Source organism: Parasutterella sp. St.1A3 (assembly GCF_059728705.1).
This window is the reverse complement of sequence record NZ_BAAGFK010000001.1, coordinates 2,094,410-2,112,534: the sequence shown is the minus strand read 5'-3', so window position 1 is coordinate 2,112,534 and position 18,125 is coordinate 2,094,410. Positions and strand designations below refer to the sequence as shown.

The window sequence follows — 18,125 nt, the reverse complement described above, 5'->3', positions numbered from 1 at the left end:
ACTTATTGGATAAGATTTGTGAAAAATAAACCGCTTTCGTCTCTGCCGTTTGAGTGGATGATCGGCTTGAGATACACGTTTTCCAGACGTAAGGGAAAGAGAGACGGATTTGTCTCTTTTATTTCCGGCATGTCCATGGCGTCGATTGCGCTCGGAGTGATGGCGCTCATCATCGTGCTCTCTGTTATGAACGGCTTCCAAAAAGAGGTCAGAGACAAGATGCTTTCCGTGCTTTCTCATGCGGAAGTAGTCTCCCTCGGTCTGCCGATGAAGGATTGGCAGAAAACCGCGGAAACGCTTGAAAAGAATAATCCGGAAATCGTCGGGGTGGCGCCTTTTGTCCGCGGTCAGGGACTGCTTTCGAGTGGCCGCAATGTCAAAGGCGTGCAGATCAGCGGAATTGATCCGGAGCGGGAAAAATCCGTCAGCGACGTCGCGCAGGCTATGACAGCGGGTTCCCTCAGTGATTTGAAGAGCGGCGAATTCAAAATCGTTATCGGTACGGATTTGGCCAGACAGCTTGGCGTTGTCCCGGGAGATCAGATCACAGTGATGATTCCGCAGGGGCAGTTTACGCCCGCAGGAACGATGCCGAGAATGCGGCAGTTTACCGTCGCGGGTGTCTTTAATTCCGGCCACTATGAATTTGACAGCGCGATGAGCTTTATCAATCTTGAGGACGCGGAAAAACTTTTTAGAACCTCCGCTCCGAACGGCCTGCGCATCAAGCTTGAAGATATGCAGGAGGCGCCCGCTGTAGCGGCCAAACTCAACGGTACAATGCCGAGCGGGCTGATTGCGATGGATTGGTCGCGCCAGAACCGTACATGGTTTGCCGCCGTGCAGGTGGAAAAACGCATGATGAGCATCATTCTTTTTCTGATTGTGCTCGTAGGCGCTTTTGGTTTGGTGTCTTCCCTTGTGATGACGGTTAACGCAAAACGCAGCGATATCGCGATTCTGAGAACTCAGGGCGCGACGCGTCAGTCCATCATGAAAATTTTCATGGTGCAGGGCGCCTTTATCGGCTGCATGGGCGTTTTAATCGGCGTCGGAGCGGGACTTTTAATCGCCTGCAACGTGGGCGCAATCGTCGGATTTATCGAGCATCTCTTCGGAGTGCAGTTCCTGCCGAAAGAAATCTACTTTATTTCTTCAATGCCAAGCGATCCTCGGGCTTCCGACATTGTTCCGATCGCGATTTTCTCTTTTGTTCTTGCGTTGGCCGCCACGGTATACCCGAGCTGGCGTGCCGCCAATATTGAACCGGCGGAGGCGCTCAGATATGAATAACAAAGTTGTGCTGAAAGTCAAAGGCCTGACAAAAATCTTCAAAGAAGGCAAAGACTCTTTGGAAGTGCTCAAGGGCATTGATTTAGAAGTTGAAGAAGGCGTCTCCGTGGCGATTGTGGGTACCTCGGGCAGCGGCAAGTCCACTTTGCTCCAGTGCTTGGGCGCGCTCGATACCTTTGATGCCGGCAGCGTAGAAATTGACGGAGAAAATATTGCCGATCTGAGCGAAAAGCAGCGGACGCAGATGCGCAACCGAAAACTCGGTTTTGTGTATCAGTTCCACCATCTGCTGCCGGAATTCACATCGCTGGAAAACACGGCGATGCCGCTCAAGATCAGACGGGTTCCGGCCGCTGAGGCGCAAAAGCGTGCGGAGCATCTGCTGGCTGCGATGGGACTTGAAGAACGCGTGGATCACCTTCCGAGTCAGCTCTCGGGCGGAGAGCGTCAGCGTGTCGCGATCGCGCGCGCCGTGTGCGGCTCTCCGGTTTGTCTGCTCGCCGATGAACCTACCGGAAACCTTGACCGGGAGACCGCGGTTTCAGTGTTTGATTATTTGGTGCGTTTAACGCGAGATGAGAAACTCACGCTGATTATCGTGACCCACGACCCGGAGCTTGCCGCGCGCTGCGACCGCATCTATCGGCTGAAAGCGGGCCGACTGATCGCGGAGAAGTAAATCATGAAGCCGCGCTGGATCGATACTCATAATCACCTCTTTGTTCTGCCGCACGAGCAGCAGAAGGCGGAAGTGACAGACGCCCGCGCCTGCGGAGTGGCAGCGGGTTTGGTATGCGCGGGAGGAACGGATAATTTTGAAGCTGCGATCCGGTGCGCTCACGAGTGGGATTCCTGCTATGCGCTCGCGCTGCACCCGCTATACCTGCGCGAAAGCTGGCGTTCAGATCTTCAGGTTTTGGAGGATGCGCTCTTAAAAAATCGAGAGGATCCGCGTCTTGCGGCGGTGGGCGAGTGCGGTCTGGACTTTTCCGATGACTGTTCCGTGCCTCGGGATATTCAGGAAGCGGTTTTCTCCGAGCATCTGAAACTCGCCCGAAGGTTAAAGCTTCCTTTAAGTCTGCACGGCCGAGGCGCTATGGATATCGTGCTCAAGCATTTGAGACGCATTCAGCCGCTCTGCGGCGTGATTCACGCTTTCAACGGAAGCGCGGCACAGGCTGAGCAGTTTATTAAGCTCGGATTCAAAATCGGATACGGCGGCGCGATGACGTACAACGGCTCAAAGCGGATACGCGCGCTGCTTGCTGCGCTCCCCGAGCATGCCTGGGTGCTTGAGACGGACTGTCCGGATATTCCGCCGAGCCGAACCCGTGAGCGGGAAGAAAATCCGCAGAGCGTTCTTGCCGATATCGCTGATTACGGCTTGGAGGCCGCAGAACTGCGCTCTATCAGTCCTGAAGAATCGTCACGGCAGTCGCAGAGAAACACGCTTGAGGTTTTTCCCGCGTTCAGCGCGATACTGGCTGCCGCGCCTCAATAGCGGAAATTAGGGGTTGGCTGGGCATTTTTCCTTAACCGGAAAAATTGTGCCCGTTATCGGCAAATAGCAGAGGGCGGTTGATTAAGATTATGAGAAGCTGTTGAATTTATCTATGTTTTTCCGAATCAATACGGCTTTCGGAGCCGATATTTATCAATAAAAAGGACTAGGAAGTGAAACAAATTTTACTGGCTGTAACCGGCCCTGACAGTTTCGGCGTGGTGTACACGACCGCCAGCGCGCTCAGCAAACTCGGCTGCAACTTTATCAACATGAATCAGACAACTCTCTGCAATCAGTTTTCTTCTCTGATGATTGTTGAAAAGCCCGAGGATTTGTCTAATGAAGACATTCAGCAGTCGGTTAAGAAAGAACTTTGCGAAAAGGGCTTTGACATGTCCGTTACGACTCGGGATATTGTCAGGGGAGAAGAGACGCTCACGGAGGGCGAACCTTTTGTGATCACGGTTGACGGACCGCAGGAAGGCTCAAAAGATATTCTGACCGCGTTCACGCATGTCTTTTACGAGGGCCGTATCAACATTGACAGCTTCCGCTCGATCGAGCAGCCGACTGATGAAGATGGCAAACCGCTTGAAAAGGCCCGTGTGCTTTTAGTCTTTGAAGTGACGGTTCCTTTTGACGCGGACCGCAAGGCGCTTCATCGCACGCTTGCCGATATCGCTCATGATCGTCATTTATCCATGAGCATGCAGCACAGAAGAATTTTTGAGGCGATTCACCGCATTATCGTCGGGTAATCAAATACGGAATGGAATATTAGAAATGCTTACAGAACGCGAAGTAACCTCCACTATTGATATGCTGAGAAGCGAACATCTGGATGTTCGCACCATCACACTCGGCCTTAATCTTTTTGACTGCGCCAGCGACAATTTCGACACATTTGCCTACAGAGTCCGTTCCAAGATCAACCGCCATGCGAAAAACCTGGTATCGATCTGCAACGAAGTCGGTGACCGCTACGGCATTCCGGTGGTCAATAAACGCATTACGGTTTCTCCGATCGGCACTGTCTGCGCCGGCTACAGCAGAGATCAGATGGTTAAAGTCTGCAAGCTGCTGGATGAATGCGCAGAAGACGCGGGTGTTGATTTCCTCGGCGGTTTCGGTGCCTTGGTGGAAAAAGGCATTACTCCGGGAGAGAAGAATCTAATCGACGCACTTCCTGAAGCGCTCAATATCACTAATCATGTCTGCTCGTCCATTAACGTCGGACGTACCAGAACCGGCATCAACATGGATGCGGTCAAGCTGATGGGTCAGCGAGTTTTGGATGTAGCCAACATGACCGCCGACAGAGACGGATTAGGCTGCTGCAAACTGGTGATCTTCTGCAATATCCCCGAAGACGTTCCCTTTATGGCGGGCGGCTATCTCGGCGTCGGCGAAGCCGATGCAGTGATCAGCGTCGGCGTCTCCGGCCCCGGCGTGGTGAAAAAGGCGATTGACCGAGCCGTCAGAAGAAGAGGCGAAAAAGTCTCTATCACTGAAATTGCGGAAATTATCAAGAACACGGCCTTCAAAGTGACGCGCGTCGGTGAATTGATTGGAACCGAAGTCGCTCAGCGTATGAACCTGCCTTTCGGTGTGGCTGACCTTTCTCTTGCGCCGACTCCTGAAGTTGGCGATTCCGTGGGCGAAATTTTCCAGAGCGTCGGACTTTCCTCTATCGGCGCGCCCGGTTCAACAGCTGTTTTAGCCATGCTGAACGATGCGGTGAAAAAAGGCGGCGTGTTTGCTTCTTCTTCCGTCGGCGGTCTCTCGGGCGCTTTCATTCCGGTGAGCGAGGATGCAGCGATCGCCTCCGCAGCCGCTTCAGGACGCCTGACGCTTGAAAAATTGGAAGCTATGACCTGCGTCTGCTCCGTCGGTCTGGACATGATCGCGATTCCGGGCGACACTCCCGCGGACGTGATTTCCGGAATCATCGCCGACGAATGCGCGATCGGCATGATTAATGCGAAGACGACAGCGGTTCGCCTGATCCCGGTTCCGGGCAAGAAGGTCGGAGAGCGCGCGGAATTTGGAGGCCTCCTCGGAGGGGCTGATATTATGCCGGTTCAGCAGGGCAGCGCCGCCGGCTTTATTAATCGCGGCGGTCGCATCCCCGCACCGATTCACAGCTTTAAGAACTAAAGGTATTTGATGATTACACGCATTGATAAAAATAATCGATTCAGTGAGGCGGTCGTTTGCGACGGCGTTGTTTATATTTCGGGCCAAGTCGATTTGAAGCGCGTGAGAAGCGCCGAAGAACAGACGCAAAATGTGCTCGAGATTATTGACGATCTGCTTGCGCGCAGCGGCTCCGACAAGGAACATATTCTTCGCTGTACGGTTTATTTATCCAATATGGGCTACTTCCATGAAATGAATCTTGCGTGGGAGAAATGGGTCAGCAAAGAGAATCCGCCGGCTCGTTCGGTGATCGAATCCGCTCTGCCTGATCCGTCATGGAAAGTGCAGATCTCAACGGTGGCAGTGGTTCGAGACTAACCTAAAGAAAAAAGAGACATTATTGACGGATTGGGTAAAATAATACCCCTGCGATCTTGAAGGCAGATTCTGTTTCAGGACTGCCTTTTTTCATCGGACAGGCCCTAAAAACACCGCCCTTGGGACGGAGGTTTTTAGGCCTTTTTTAGTTTGTTTTTTTATTGCCTTGTATACTTGCTGAATGTCGGAGTTTGCGTCCGCAGAGAGTGGAAAATCTCAGCTGTCGTCAGCTTAGCGCTGATGCGGTCGAGGCAGTAAATGTATTGATGGCCGGACAGGCTCGGTTAGCCTGTGAAATGAACGGAGAGATCCGTTAATCGGCGCGCTAAAGGCGCTGTCAGCAGGAAACCGTCCGAACCTTCTGCCGCAGCGGCTGAGGCCGTCGCCGTGGTCCGGAATTTCCGTCACTCGTGACGGGAAGAATGTCAAAGTTTCATCGTTGAAAGAAAGAATGGACGAGGATAAGAAAGTAATTAACCTGGCCGACGTTCGACGTATTATCGAGCCTCTATATGAGGGTCAGGTTCTGTACACGGGTGAGCCTGTGTTAGCGCATGCCGAAGGCGTTGTTGATATTCTCAGAGGAATTCGCGACGACGATGATTTGCTCGCGGCCGCCTATCTTTTCTGTGTTTGGAATCAGCTCAAGAACCCGAAGGAATGGCTGACCGGCCACTTTGGCAAACAAGTCTGCGAGCTCGTTGAGAATCTCAAAGTCGTGATTGACGTGAGTGAGAAGGCGAGAAAAAGAGAGGGCGACGCCAAAATCAGCGAGCAGCCCGATGCGGTCAGACGTCTTCTGCTGGCTCTCTGCCAAGACCTGCGTGTCGTACTGCTTCGTTTGGCTTCTCGTCTTCAGACGCTTCGCTACTTTGCCGCTTCTAAGGCGCCCGGAGCGAAAGAATACGGGGCGGAGACGCTTGCGCTTTACGCACCGCTTGCCAACCGTCTTGGTATTTGGCAGATGAAGTGGGAGCTTGAGGACTTATCTCTGCGCTTTACCGAACCGGAAGTCTTCCATTCCATTGCGAACGCGCTTGAGGAAACGCGCGAAGAACGTGTCGCTTCGATTCAGGATGCAGTCCGAGGCATTCAAAATCTTCTCGCCTCCCACGGCATCCAGGCTTCCGTTTCGGGACGCCCAAAGCACATCTATTCCATCTGGAAGAAGATGGTAAAGAAAAATCTGAAATTCGAGCAGCTCTTTGACGTCCGTGCGGTGCGAATCATCGTGGACACCGTGGAAAAGTGCTATGAGACGCTGTCTCTTATTCAGGGTACGAGCGAAGTTCTTTCCAAAGAGTTTGACGATTACATCGCAAAGCCTAAACCCAACGGATATCAGTCGCTGCACACCGTGATTCTCGGCTCCAGAGGCAAACCTCTGGAGATTCAGATCAGAACCCGGGCGATGCATGAATTTGCTGAACTTGGCGTAGCGGCGCACTGGAGATACAAGGAAGGCTCAAAGCGTAAAGCCGGAGAGCACGAAGAAGACCGCGTGGCGTGGCTTCGACAGATGCTCGCATGGAAGAGCGACATTCAGCACTCCCCGACTCCAGAGAGCGTCAAAGATCAGAATATCTATGTTCTGACGCCTCAGGGCAAGGTTCTGGATTTGGTTGCGGGCAGCACACCGATCGACTTTGCCTACCATCTGCACACGGAACTCGGTCACCGCTGCCGCGGTGCGAAAGTCGACGGCGTGATGGTGCCCCTGAACACACCGCTGCAGAGCGGACAAACCGTAGAGATTATTACCGCCAAAACCGGGGCGCCCAGCCGCGACTGGCTGAATCCGGACCTTGGTTTTACCGCTTCTCCGCGTTCAAGAACTAAAGTTCGTCAGTGGTTCAATGCGCAGGAAATGCAGCAGGCCTTGGCGAGCGGACGCGAAAAAATTGACAAGGATCTCGCAAGAATCGGTAAAACCGCTGTCAAGCTGGAAGATTTAGCCAAACGTCTGGGTTTTACCTCGGTTGATGATCTTTGTCTTGCCGCCGGGAAGGATGAGCTCGGACAGAGAGCGATTGAAAATGTTCTCATGCCCAGAGCTGAGGCGCCCGAGCATGAGGATGTTCTCACGACGGTTAAGAAGCCCGGGCACAGTGAAAAAGGCAAGGTGCTGGTGGTTGGCGTGGACTCCCTGCTCACGCAGCTTGCCCGCTGCTGTCATCCGGTTCCCCCGGACGAGATCGTGGGCTTTGTCACACGCGGCAGAGGCGTGACGGTTCATCGGGCCGACTGCCCGAATATCCGCTCGCTGGATGAATCCGGACGCGACCGTTTGATTGAGGTCTCCTGGACGCATGATCAGACAGCGGTGTTCCCGGTTGAGATTTTGGTGATCAGTCAGGACCGTGTCGGTCTTCTCAAGGACATTACGGAAGTGTTCTCGAGAGAAAAGGAAAGTATCGTTGCGATGCAGTCCGCAAAAGTCAAAGGTGATGTGCACACCACATTTACGATTGAGATTCGCGGAAAAGACGATCTGGCCCGTACACTGAGCGCGATTCGGGAGGTTCGCGGGGTTTACAGCGCAAGAAGAAAGTAAAAAATTGCTTCAGTTTTACTTTTGACTTGTCAAAGTAAAAAAATACTTGTATAGTCACGTCTTCCTTAGGCACGTAGCTCAGCTGGTTAGAGCATCACCTTGACATGGTGGGGGTCGTTGGTTCGAGTCCAATCGTGCCTACCAAGGAAACACAATTCGATTACGCGGTAACGCGACAGGCACGTAGCTCAGCTGGTTAGAGCATCACCTTGACATGGTGGGGGTCGTTGGTTCGAGTCCAATCGTGCCTACCAGAATTCTAAAAAAGCCCCGATTTTCGGGGCTTTTTCTATATCTGCGGTGGTTAGGCTTTCGGTTTTTCCGTGTTCTTTACGATTGCCATCGCGCTCGCCACCATGGAACTGATATCGGCGAGGTTGGCAGGAAGCAGCAGTGTGCTGCTCTTCTGAGCGATATTGCCAAACGCTTCCACGTATTTTTCTGCAACCTGCAGGTTGACAGCCTCAAGGCCCTTGTTCTGAGCGATTGCCTCTGCGACCAATCGGATCGCTTCAGCCTGAGCTTTTGCGACGGCTTCGATCGCTCTGGCTTCGCCTTCGGCCCGATTAATCGCCGCCTGCATTTCACCTTCAGACTGAGCAATCATGGAAGCGCGTTCGCCTTCGGCAACGTTGATTTCTTTCTGTCTCTGACCTTCGGATGTCGCGATCACAGCGCGTTTTTCCCGTTCAGCCGTAATCTGAAGCTGCATCGCGCGGAGAATTTCTTTCGGCGGCGTCAGATCCTTGATCTCGTAGCGAAGAACTTTTACGCCCCATGTCTGGGCCGCTTCGTCAACGGCCTGAACAACACGGGCATTGATTTCCTCACGTTCTTCAAACGTTTTATCGAGCGACATGGTGCCGATCACGCTTCTGAGCGATGTCTGAGCAAGCTGAGTAATGGCCATGACAAAGTCGGATGTTCCGTAGCTCGCAAGCTCGGGATTGGTGACCTGGAAATACAGAACACCGTCTACCTGCAGCTGAGTATTGTCTTTTGTGATGCAGATCTGACTTGAAGTGTCCATCGGAATTTCCTTCAGTGTCTGTTTATAGGCGACCTTATCGATCAGCGGGACGATAAAGTTAAGGCCCGGCTCGAGCACGCTGTGGAATTTACCGAAGCGCTCGACCACCCAGGCTTCCTGCTGCGGAACGACCTTGACGGCGTCGCGGATAAAGATAACCGCGAAGACGGCAAGTAAAAGAATAAAAAAGCTAAAGCCTCCTAATGCGATTTCCTGCATTACTTCTCCTTGTGAAATTTAATAATTAAAGTGTTTGCGTTCATACCCGTGATCGACCAGAGACCGGGCTTTAAAGTCTGACCTTTTTCTGCAGCCGCCTGCCAATGAGTGCCTCGGAAAAAAACGTCGGCCGTGCCGTCTTCTTTCCAGTGCTCGACGGTGACAATTTGGCCGTCATTCAGATTCTGAATCTGAGCGGCGTCCAGGGTTTTACGGCCTGTGTCATTTTTCTTTTTAAGAGAAAGCAGCACGCAGCCGATAATGCCGAAAAGGGCGAAGCCGAGCAGCTGAGCCGTAAAGCTCAGGCCGACAACTGCAATCACAAAGGCAGCGATGGCAGACAGCCCGAGTATCAGCAGATAGAAGGTGCCGAGCAGCATGTCGGCGCCTGCGAGCACGACAGCGACAATGAGCCAGAGAAAATATAAATCAAACACGTTTTCTCCTTAAAAACTAGAGTGTTTCGCCGAGCGGTTTAAGCGTACCTTCAATCCCGGCGATGACACCAAGAAGGATAAGCGACTTCTGCTCACAGCAGAAGACATCTTTGGGATTAAACCATTCATTGAGCGTATGGGTGCCGTATTCTTCGCCGCCGCGGCCCAAAGTCACAGCCGGAATGTTTCTCGCGATGGCCATATTGGTATTGGTACAGCCGCCCGGAAGGAAGTTCGGCTCTCTGCCGACCGCGAGTGTGGCCAGTTTTGTAAGCTGAATAATTCGCGCGTTATCCGGCTGAGATCCCGCAGGCACGTCCAGGATTTTGCGGTAAGTGACGCTGATGCGGCCGCTGCAGCTGTCTTTTGGGTTTTCCGCTTCAGCTCCCGCTTCAAAAGCACGAATGAATTCATCATCGAGTCGGTTCAATTCTTCCTGACTGTTCGAGCGGGCGTTGATTTTAAAGGTCGCTTTCTGAGCAATCCCGTGGATTGCCTGACCGCCTTCAATCAGGCTGACTGTGAAGGTGGTTTTCGGATCCGTCGGAACTTTGATTTTGGTCATCTCGGCGATCGCGAGAGCGGCGGCGTGAATCGCGCTCGGTCTCTCGCAGGCGGTCCAAGCGTGCCCTCCGGGCCCTTCGAATGTGGCTTCCCAGTCGACGATTCCGGTCGCGTTTGCATAAAAAGTTTCTCCGCTCGGTCCGTCAATGGAAAGCGTGGCTAAAAGCTCGGTTTTCTCTTTAAGTTCATCGAGTACCCAGGCCATGCCCTGCATACCGCCAAGTCCTTCTTCGCGCACGGTGCCGGCAAAGTAAATATCATGCACGGGCTTCAGACCGGCGTCTTTCAGCGCGCGCAGCACGGCAAGGTTTGCGGCAAGCGCACGTGTGTCATCGCAGATGCCGGGGCAGTGCAGACGTCCTTCTTCGTCTTCCCGGATTTCCTTGACATCGCCAAAGGAGAAAACCGTGTCAAGGTGTCCTTCAAGCAAGACAGACTTTCCGGAGTTGGCGCTTCCCGTGACTTTGCCGAACACATTGAAATGCTCATCCATGACGACATCGGTTAAGCCGGCCTCCTCGAGCATCTGCATGTAGCGGCGCGCTTTCTTTTCTTCATGCCCGGTCGGAGCTTCAATCAGCGTGAGTTCCTTTTGGTCGCAAATTGTCTCGGGGAGGCGGTCTTTGACGTAGGCAAGCGCATGACAAAAGCGGGTGTCTTCAGTAAGTGTCTGAACGGCGGCTTTGAGGTCCTGAGCAAGAGTTTCCATTGTGGGTTCCTTTATATAATTTGAGGCTGCGATTTCTTTATCTTATGCCATAAGTTAGAAACTCTTGTAGGAGTTTTTGTGCTCATCTCATTTTTTACATTGATATTGGCTTTTTGTGTCGGAATCCTTTCCGGACTTTACTTTCGAAAACGCGTCAGCGGTTTTATCGGGATAGTTCTGTCATGGGTTATCGGAGCCTTTGTCGCGGTTCTTCTGACATACGGCTGTCTCAAAGTGCTTCTTTGGACGGATGTGATCACAAGTGTGAATACCGCCTGGTTTATTCGACAGTGTGTCTGGCTTTCCGTACTTGCGCTGATTGGTGTTTTCCTGAGCGGCAAGGCGCTGAATAAATCGGAGTAACGTTTCGTGCGCCTTAAATGGTAGAAACAATCGCTCAAGAGCACCTCTGAGCTGATAAAATCGATGTTTTGCGGATTTCGGCGCCGTTGCCTAGGATGCCGTTTCCTGCGGGATCGCTGTTCGTTTGTGCAAAAAGCCCGCATTAAAACTGAAAAGAATTTTTGGAGATTAGGTTAATGATAGAAGTTACACTGCCTGACGGATCCAAGCGCGAATTTGACGCGCAGGTTACCGTCGGAGATGTTGCGGCCTCAATTGGCGCCGGGCTTGCCCGTGCAGCCCTCGCCGGAAAGGTAAATGGAAAACTGGTCGATCTTTCGACTCCGATTACTGAAAACAGCACAGTAGCTATCATCACGGACAAGGATCCGGAAGGCCTTGAGATTATCCGTCACTCTACCTCCCATCTGATGGCGCAGGCAGTCAAGGAACTGTTCCCGGACGCTCAGGTCACAATCGGACCGGTTATTGAAAACGCTTTCTATTATGACTTCTCGATGCCGCATTCTCTGACGCTTGAAGATCTGCCCAAAATCGAAAAGAAAATGGATGAGATCGTCAAGCGCGATTTGAAGATCGAGCGTGAAGAAATGGACCGTGATGAAGCGGTCAAGTTCTTCAAGTCTATCGGCGAAAACTACAAAGCCGAGATCATTGAATCCATTCCTTCCGGTGAAACGATTTCTCTGTACCGTCAGGGCGACTACGTGGATCTCTGCCGCGGTCCTCACGTGCCGAACACCGGACGTCTTAAAGTTCACAAGCTGATGAAGATCGCAGGCGCCTATTGGAGAGGCGACAGCAAGAACGAGATGCTTCAGCGCATTTACGGTACCGCCTTTGCGAAGAAGGACGAGCTTGCTCAGTACCTTCATATGCTTGAAGAAGCTGAAAAGCGCGACCATCGCCGCCTCGGCAAAGAACTCGATCTCTTCCACTTCCAGGAAGAAGCTCCGGGTCTGGTTTTCTGGCATGCTCGCGGCTGGGCTCTTTGGCAGCAGGTCGAGCAGTACATGCGCAAGGTGTATCAGGACAACGGCTACATGGAAGTCAAGGCTCCTCAGCTGCTTGACAGAACGCTGTGGGAGAAATCCGGCCACTGGTCCAAATACAAAGAGAATATGTTCACGACAGAGTCGGAGAATCGCTACTATGCGCTCAAGCCGATGAACTGCCCGGGTCATATTCAGATTTTCAACAGTGCCGTTCGCTCTTATCGCGATCTGCCGATCCGCTACGGTGAATTCGGCGCCTGCCATCGCAACGAACCGTCCGGCTCTCTGCACGGTCTGATGCGTGTCCGCGGCTTCACTCAGGACGACGGACATATTTTCTGTACTGAAGATCAGATTCTTTCCGAATGCACGGAATACACCAAACTGGTCCAGAAGGTTTATGACCATTTCGGCTTCCATGACATTTCCTACAAAGTGGCCACTCGTCCCGAAAAACGAATCGGTGACGATGCGACATGGGATAAAGCTGAAAAGGCTTTGATGGACGCGCTTGATTCCGCGGGCATCAAGTACGAAATCCTTCCGGGCGAAGGCGCTTTCTACGGTCCGAAGATTGAATATCATCTGAGAGACTCGCTCGGCCGCGGCTGGCAGTGCGGAACAATTCAGGTCGACTTCCAGATGCCGGGCCGACTCGGTGCCGAATATGTGACCGAATCGAACGGACGTGCGACACCGGTGATGCTGCACCGTGCGATTGTCGGCAGTTTGGAACGCTTTATCGGCATGCTGATCGAGCACTATGCCGGCCAGCTCCCGCCCTGGCTTGCTCCGGTTCAGGTCGGTGTGGCCAACATTACCGACGATCAGGCTGACTATGCTCAGGAAGTCGTCGCAATGCTTAAAAAGGCCGGACTCAGATCGGAAGCGGATTTGCGGAATGGCAAAATTACATATAAGATTCGCGAACTTAGCTTGCAAAAACTGCCTTACATCCTGGTCGTAGGCGCCAAAGAAAAGGCAGAAGGCAAGGTCGCGGTACGCGTTCGTGGCGGCAAGGATCTTGGCACCATAAGCGTAGAAGATTTTATTAAGCTTGTTCAGGAAGACGTGGAAACACGCCGCAACGTGAACAAAATCGATTAATTAACTGGAGACAAACATAGCTCAGGAACGCACACACCGGATCAATGGCGAGATCCGAGTGCCAGAAGTACGCTTGACCGGTCTTGACGGTGAGATGATTGGCATCGTCAAGACTTCTCAGGCATTAGCCATGGCTGAAGAGGCAGATGTTGATTTAGTAGAGGTCGCGCCGAATGCGAGACCTCCGGTCTGCCGTCTGATGGATTACGGCAAGTTCCGTTATCAGGAACAAAAAAAGGCTCAGGAAGCCAAGGCCAAACAGAAGGTTATTCAGATCAAGGAAGTTAAGTTCCGTCCTCAGACGGACAAGAACGACTACGATACGAAGATCCGCGCGTTGACCCGCTTCATCACCGACGGCAATAAAGCCAAGGTGACTCTGAGATACCGCGGCCGTGAAATGGCCCATCAGGAATTCGGAACCGATCTTCTGAACCGAGTCAAAGAGGATCTGGCGGAAATCGCACAGGTCGAGTCTTTCCCGAAATTGGAAGGACGTCAGATGATTATGGTTCTTGCTCCGAAGAAAAAGAAGTAACAAATCTAACGCTTAAATTTGTTGACTCTTTTTTGTAGTATCATTACGCCCTGCTCTCGAGCAGGGCAATAAGTGAAACCAGGCTGTCAAGTTTTCCAGTGTTTGGAAACGCCTGCAATCATCTAAAAATAAGGACTTAGGCAAAATGCCCAAGATGAAAACCAAAAAAGCCGCAGCGAAGCGCTTCAAAGTTCGCTCCGGCGGTTCTATCAAGCGTGCACACGCTACAAAACGTCATATTCTCACAAAGCGCACGACTAAGAATAAACGTCAGCTGCGCGGCATGTTAACCATCTGCGAACAGGACGTTAAAGAAGTCCGTCGCATGTTGCCTTACGCTTAATTTAGAGGAGATTTAAGATGCCCCGAGTAAAACGTGGTGTAACGGCGCGTGCCCGTCATAAAAAAGTTTTTAAGCTGTCCAAGGGTTTTTCCCTTCGCCGCAATAATGTTTACCGTGTTGCCAAGCAGGCTGTTATGCGTGCCGGTCAGTACGCATATCGTGACCGCCGCAACAAGAAACGCGTGTTCCGCCGTCTGTGGATCGCTCGTATCAACGCCGGTGCTCGTGCCAACGGCATGAACTACAGCCAGTTCATGAACGGCCTCAAGAAAGCCGGTATTGAACTCGACCGTAAAGTTCTTTCCAACATGGCTATTTTCGACAAAGAAGGCTTTGCCGCTGTTGTCGCTAAGGCCAAAGCAAGTCTTGCTTAGTACGGAAACAACACAGTTTTAGCGGTCCTTACCGTTTAAACTGATAAAATATTACAAGAGCCTGGTTTTATGCCAGGCTTTTGTTTTTTATCCTTCATCGCTGTCGACAAAAATGGAAGATCTAAGTCAAATTATCGAGTCTGCCCGTCTAAGCTTCGCACAGGCTCAGACTCCGGCCGCACTGGAAGACGCTAAAGCCGTCTACCTTGGCAAAAGCGGCTCTTTAACAGCGCTCTTAAAAGGGATGGCAAAGCTTTCCCACGAAGAAAAACGTGAAAGAGGCGCACAAATTAATAAAGCCAAGCAGCAGGTAGAAGCGCTACTTAATGAGCGCCGCCGCCAGATGGCTGACGAAGAGCTGAACCGCAAACTGGCGAGCGAAGCTGTGGATATTACGCTTCCCGGCAGAAACTTCGGTACAGGCGGGATTCATCCTGTGATGAAGACCTGGATGCGTGTCGAAGAAATTTTCAAAACCATCGGCTTTGATGTGGCCGACGGTCCCGAAGTTGAAAACGATTGGTATACGTTTACCGCTCTGAATAATCCGCCCAATCATCCGGCTCGAAGCATGCAGGATACCTTCTATGTGGATATGAAGGATGAGACCGGCAAACAGCTGCCGCTTCGCCCGCATACCTCTCCGATGCAGGTGCGCTATGCGCGCCAGCACAAGCCGCCGATCAAGGTGATTGCTCCGGGGAGAACCTATCGAGTTGACTCTGATGCGACTCACTCGCCGATGTTCCATCAGGTTGAAGGGTTGTGGATTGACGAAAACATCAGCTTTGCCGACCTCAAAGGCGTCTATGTTGATTTCCTGAAGCGTTTCTTTGAAACAGACGATTTGATCGTCCGTTTCCGTCCGAGTTACTTCCCGTTCACAGAACCGAGCGCTGAAGTGGACATGATGTTCACCAGCGGTCCGAGAAAAGGCAAGTGGCTTGAAATCAGCGGCTCAGGCGAAGTTCATCCGAATGTGGTCAGAAATTTCGGCCTTGATCCGGAAAAGTATGTCGGTTTTGCTTTCGGTTCCGGACTTGAACGTCTGACAATGCTTCGCTACGGTATTGACGATCTGCGCCTTTTCTTCGAAGGCGATCTTCGCTTCCTTCAACAATTCAAATAATCGGCTAAGGTAAAAAATGTTATTTTCAGAAGAATGGCTTCGCCACTACATTAATCCGCCCCTTTCAAGCGAAGCGCTTTGCGAAACACTGACAATGGGCGGTCTGGAAGTGGAGGGATCCGAACCGATCGCGCCCGCCTTTACAGGAATCGTTGTTGCGCAGGTTCTGACAGTGGAAAATCATCCTAACGCCGACAAACTGCACGTATGCACGGTTGATGTCGGGGAAGGGGATCCGGTTCAGATCGTTTGCGGCGCTCCGAACGTTGCACCCGGAATTAAAGTACCCTGCGCGAAAATCGGCGCAGTTCTCCCGGGCGACTTCAAAATTAAGAAGGCCAAGCTGCGCGGCGTTGAAAGCAACGGCATGCTTTGCTCGAGCAGAGAGCTTGGCATCTCCGAAGATCATTCGGGACTTTGGATTCTGCCTGCGGACGCTCCGGTCGGAGAAGATATCCGTACTTACGAACGTCTTGACGACAGAAAGATTGAAATTAAATTAACACCGAACCGCGGTGACGCGCTGAGCATTATCGGTGTCGGCCGTGATCTTCGCGCGATGACCGGCGCTGAACTTGCTCAGCCGGATATGTCTCCGGTCGAAGCAAACTGCGACGCCGTTCATAACGTCAAAATTGAAGCGCCAGATCTCTGCGGCCGTTTCTCCGGCCGTGTGATTAAAGGTCTGAATTCGAACGCACCGACTCCCGACTGGATGAAGTCTCGTTTAGAAAGATCCGGCCAGAGATCGATTTCCGCTCTGGTGGATATTTCCAACTACGTTCTGCTTGAGCTCGGTCGACCGACTCACATCTTTGATCTGGATAAGCTTGACGGAACCCTGACGGTTCGCTGGGGCAAGGAAGGCGAAAAGGCGGAGCTGCTGAACGGAAAGATCGTCGATATCGATCCGTATTTCGGCGTGATTTCTGACAACAACGGCATCGAAGCGATCGGCGGCATCATGGGAGGCGCTCATGCGGCGGTTTCCGATGACACTGTGAACATTTTCATTGAGTCCGCTTTCTGGTGGCCTGTTTCTATTCAGGGACGCTGCAGAAAGCTGAACTTCTCCACCGATGCGGCCTACAGATTCGAACGCGGTGTTGATTTCGGCACCACCGTTGAACATCTCGAGTACATTACTCGTCTGATCAAGGATATCTGCGGTACAGCAGAAACACAGATCGGACCGGTTGTCGATATGGTAGAAAGTCTGCCGGAGCGCAAGCCGGTCAAGATGAGAATTGAACGCTGCCGTAAGATCATCGGTGCGGATATTTCCGAAGACAAGATGGCTGAATGCTTCACACGTCTTGGCTTTAATTTCGAAAAGAAGGGCGGCGCTTTCCTGGTTGAACCGCCGACATACCGCTTCGATATCGAAATTGAAGAGGACCTGATTGAAGAAGTTGCACGTCTTTACGGCTATCAGAACCTCACAGAGATTCCGCCGCTTGCTCGTGTTTCCATGCTCGAGAGAAACGAGGACACGCTCGATCGTCATGAATTAAGAAAGAAGATGGCGGCGCTTGGTTTCCAAGAGCAGATCAGCTACTCATTTGTGGCCGAGGAAGAAGAAGCGGATTTCTCTGCGGTGAGAAATCCGATTAAGGTTCTGAATCCGATCGCTTCTCAGATGGCGGTCATGCGTACTCAGCTGATTGCGGGTCTTGTGAATACGCTCAAATACAATCTGAACCGCAAGACGGAACGCGCGGCGCTCTTTGAGTACGGCCGCGTATTCTTCAGAGACGAGACCGTTAAGGGATCGGACTTTGCGGTTGAGGGCGTTCGTCAGCCAGTCCATTTGGGTGCCCTGGTTTACGGTTCTGCTTTCCCGGCTCAGTGGGGCGAGAAGGTTCGTCCGTATGATTTCTTCGACCTGAAAGGCGTTGTTGAACAGCTGACTGCAGGCAGAAAACTGCGTTTTGAGAAATCGAAGAACCCGGCTCTGCATCCGGGCCGCTCAGCAGACGTCTATTTGGACGGCGATCTCATCGGTGTGATCGGTGAGCTGCATCCTGCTCTGGCTCAGAAGTATGATCTGCCGCACTCGCCGGTTGTCTTTGAGCTTGACGCTGAACCGCTTCTCAAACAGGGCCTGCCGGTTCATAAACCGATTTCCAAGTTCCAGCCGGTTTCCAGAGACATTTCTGTTTCGATGGCTTCTGACATTGCGCTTCGGAAGCTGACCGACGCGGTCGCAAAGGCTGCGAAGAAAGATCCTCGTCTGTTCATTCTGAGCTCCTTCAAACTCTTCGATGTTTACCAGCCGAAGGATGATGCCGGACAGAAGAGCCTTGCCTTTAGTGCTCGCTTCCAGCGCATGGACAGCCAGGTTTCTGACGCAGAAGCCGATGAGGCCGTACAGACGATTCTGGACGTTCTTGCCGACCAAGGCGCTGTTCTGAGACAGTGATGAATCTGCCTGCGGAACGCTCGTGTT

Annotated in this window: 17 protein-coding genes and 2 tRNA genes; 16 read left to right on the top strand and 3 right to left on the bottom strand. The window is 52.2% G+C overall.

Annotated elements, in window-relative coordinates:
• The first annotated feature begins 57 nt into the window (after window positions 1-57).
• The 9 genes from AC6I1F_RS09825 (at window position 58) to AC6I1F_RS09785 (ending at window position 8,122) form a co-directional block, all read left to right on the top strand.
• On the top strand, window positions 58-1,293 hold the full coding sequence (locus AC6I1F_RS09825) for a lipoprotein-releasing ABC transporter permease subunit (RefSeq protein ID WP_160335793.1): 1,236 nt from the start codon (window positions 58-60) through the stop codon (window positions 1,291-1,293).
• On the top strand, window positions 1,286-1,972 hold the full coding sequence (locus tag AC6I1F_RS09820) for an ABC transporter ATP-binding protein (protein WP_160335770.1): 687 nt from the start codon (window positions 1,286-1,288) through the stop codon (window positions 1,970-1,972). Before AC6I1F_RS09825 ends, AC6I1F_RS09820 begins: the two co-directional genes overlap by 8 nt.
• 3 nt (window positions 1,973-1,975) lie before the next feature.
• Window positions 1,976-2,794 (top strand): TatD family hydrolase, encoded by an 819-nt coding sequence (locus AC6I1F_RS09815; RefSeq protein ID WP_160335769.1) that lies wholly within the window; start codon window positions 1,976-1,978, stop codon window positions 2,792-2,794.
• Window positions 2,795-2,967: 173 nt separating this feature from the next.
• A complete protein-coding gene (locus AC6I1F_RS09810) occupies window positions 2,968-3,555 on the top strand; it encodes an ACT domain-containing protein (protein ID WP_251570480.1) in 588 nt (195 codons plus the stop codon).
• 25 nt (window positions 3,556-3,580) lie between these two features.
• Complete coding sequence (locus tag AC6I1F_RS09805; protein ID WP_160335768.1) at window positions 3,581-4,954, top strand: PFL family protein; 1,374 nt, start codon at window positions 3,581-3,583, stop codon at window positions 4,952-4,954.
• Window positions 4,955-4,963: 9 nt separating this feature from the next.
• Entirely contained in the window at window positions 4,964-5,314 is a 351-nt protein-coding gene (locus AC6I1F_RS09800; RefSeq protein ID WP_289163140.1) for a RidA family protein, read from the top strand.
• A gap of 451 nt (window positions 5,315-5,765) precedes the next feature.
• Window positions 5,766-7,868 (top strand): RelA/SpoT family protein, encoded by a 2,103-nt coding sequence (locus AC6I1F_RS09795; protein WP_289163142.1) that lies wholly within the window; start codon window positions 5,766-5,768, stop codon window positions 7,866-7,868.
• A gap of 67 nt (window positions 7,869-7,935) precedes the next feature.
• Window positions 7,936-8,012 (top strand) — tRNA-Val (locus tag AC6I1F_RS09790).
• Window positions 8,013-8,045: 33 nt separating this feature from the next.
• Window positions 8,046-8,122 (top strand) — tRNA-Val (locus tag AC6I1F_RS09785).
• A 50-nt stretch (window positions 8,123-8,172) separates the two neighbouring features.
• Here AC6I1F_RS09785 and AC6I1F_RS09780 read toward each other — a convergent pair.
• From AC6I1F_RS09780 to AC6I1F_RS09770, 3 genes are read right to left on the bottom strand one after another with little or no spacing between them, the layout of a single operon-like run.
• The gene (locus AC6I1F_RS09780; protein ID WP_160335765.1) at window positions 8,173-9,117 is read right to left on the bottom strand and encodes an SPFH domain-containing protein; all 945 of its coding nucleotides are present in this window, start codon (window positions 9,115-9,117) and stop codon (window positions 8,173-8,175) included.
• The gene (locus tag AC6I1F_RS09775) at window positions 9,117-9,554 is read right to left on the bottom strand and encodes an NfeD family protein (protein ID WP_160335764.1); all 438 of its coding nucleotides are present in this window, start codon (window positions 9,552-9,554) and stop codon (window positions 9,117-9,119) included. The genes AC6I1F_RS09780 and AC6I1F_RS09775 overlap by 1 nt, the downstream gene beginning before the upstream one ends.
• A 16-nt stretch (window positions 9,555-9,570) precedes the next feature.
• Window positions 9,571-10,827, bottom strand: coding sequence for a M20/M25/M40 family metallo-hydrolase (locus AC6I1F_RS09770; RefSeq protein WP_290432741.1), 1,257 nt, complete (start codon window positions 10,825-10,827; stop codon window positions 9,571-9,573).
• A 78-nt stretch (window positions 10,828-10,905) separates the two neighbouring features.
• On the opposite strand from AC6I1F_RS09770, the gene AC6I1F_RS09765 reads away from it, so the two are divergent.
• From AC6I1F_RS09765 to pheT, 7 genes are all read left to right on the top strand, one after another.
• Window positions 10,906-11,190 (top strand): hypothetical protein, encoded by a 285-nt coding sequence (locus AC6I1F_RS09765; protein ID WP_160335762.1) that lies wholly within the window; start codon window positions 10,906-10,908, stop codon window positions 11,188-11,190.
• Window positions 11,191-11,366: 176 nt separating this feature from the next.
• Window positions 11,367-13,292: a threonine--tRNA ligase gene (gene thrS, locus AC6I1F_RS09760; RefSeq protein ID WP_290432742.1), complete on the top strand. Its 1,926-nt coding sequence runs from the start codon at window positions 11,367-11,369 to the stop codon at window positions 13,290-13,292.
• Between the two features lie 4 nt (window positions 13,293-13,296).
• A complete protein-coding gene (gene infC, locus AC6I1F_RS09755) occupies window positions 13,297-13,830 on the top strand; it encodes a translation initiation factor IF-3 (RefSeq protein WP_251452339.1) in 534 nt (177 codons plus the stop codon).
• 145 nt (window positions 13,831-13,975) lie between these two features.
• Entirely contained in the window at window positions 13,976-14,173 is a 198-nt protein-coding gene (gene rpmI / locus AC6I1F_RS09750; protein ID WP_160335760.1) for a 50S ribosomal protein L35, read from the top strand.
• A 17-nt stretch (window positions 14,174-14,190) separates the two neighbouring features.
• Window positions 14,191-14,547: a 50S ribosomal protein L20 gene (gene rplT / locus AC6I1F_RS09745; RefSeq protein ID WP_160335759.1), complete on the top strand. Its 357-nt coding sequence runs from the start codon at window positions 14,191-14,193 to the stop codon at window positions 14,545-14,547.
• A 112-nt stretch (window positions 14,548-14,659) separates the two neighbouring features.
• The gene (gene pheS, locus AC6I1F_RS09740) at window positions 14,660-15,676 is read left to right on the top strand and encodes a phenylalanine--tRNA ligase subunit alpha (protein WP_160335758.1); all 1,017 of its coding nucleotides are present in this window, start codon (window positions 14,660-14,662) and stop codon (window positions 15,674-15,676) included.
• Window positions 15,677-15,692: 16 nt separating this feature from the next.
• A complete protein-coding gene (gene pheT / locus AC6I1F_RS09735) occupies window positions 15,693-18,098 on the top strand; it encodes a phenylalanine--tRNA ligase subunit beta (protein WP_290432743.1) in 2,406 nt (801 codons plus the stop codon).
• Window positions 18,099-18,125: the final 27 nt, after the last annotated feature.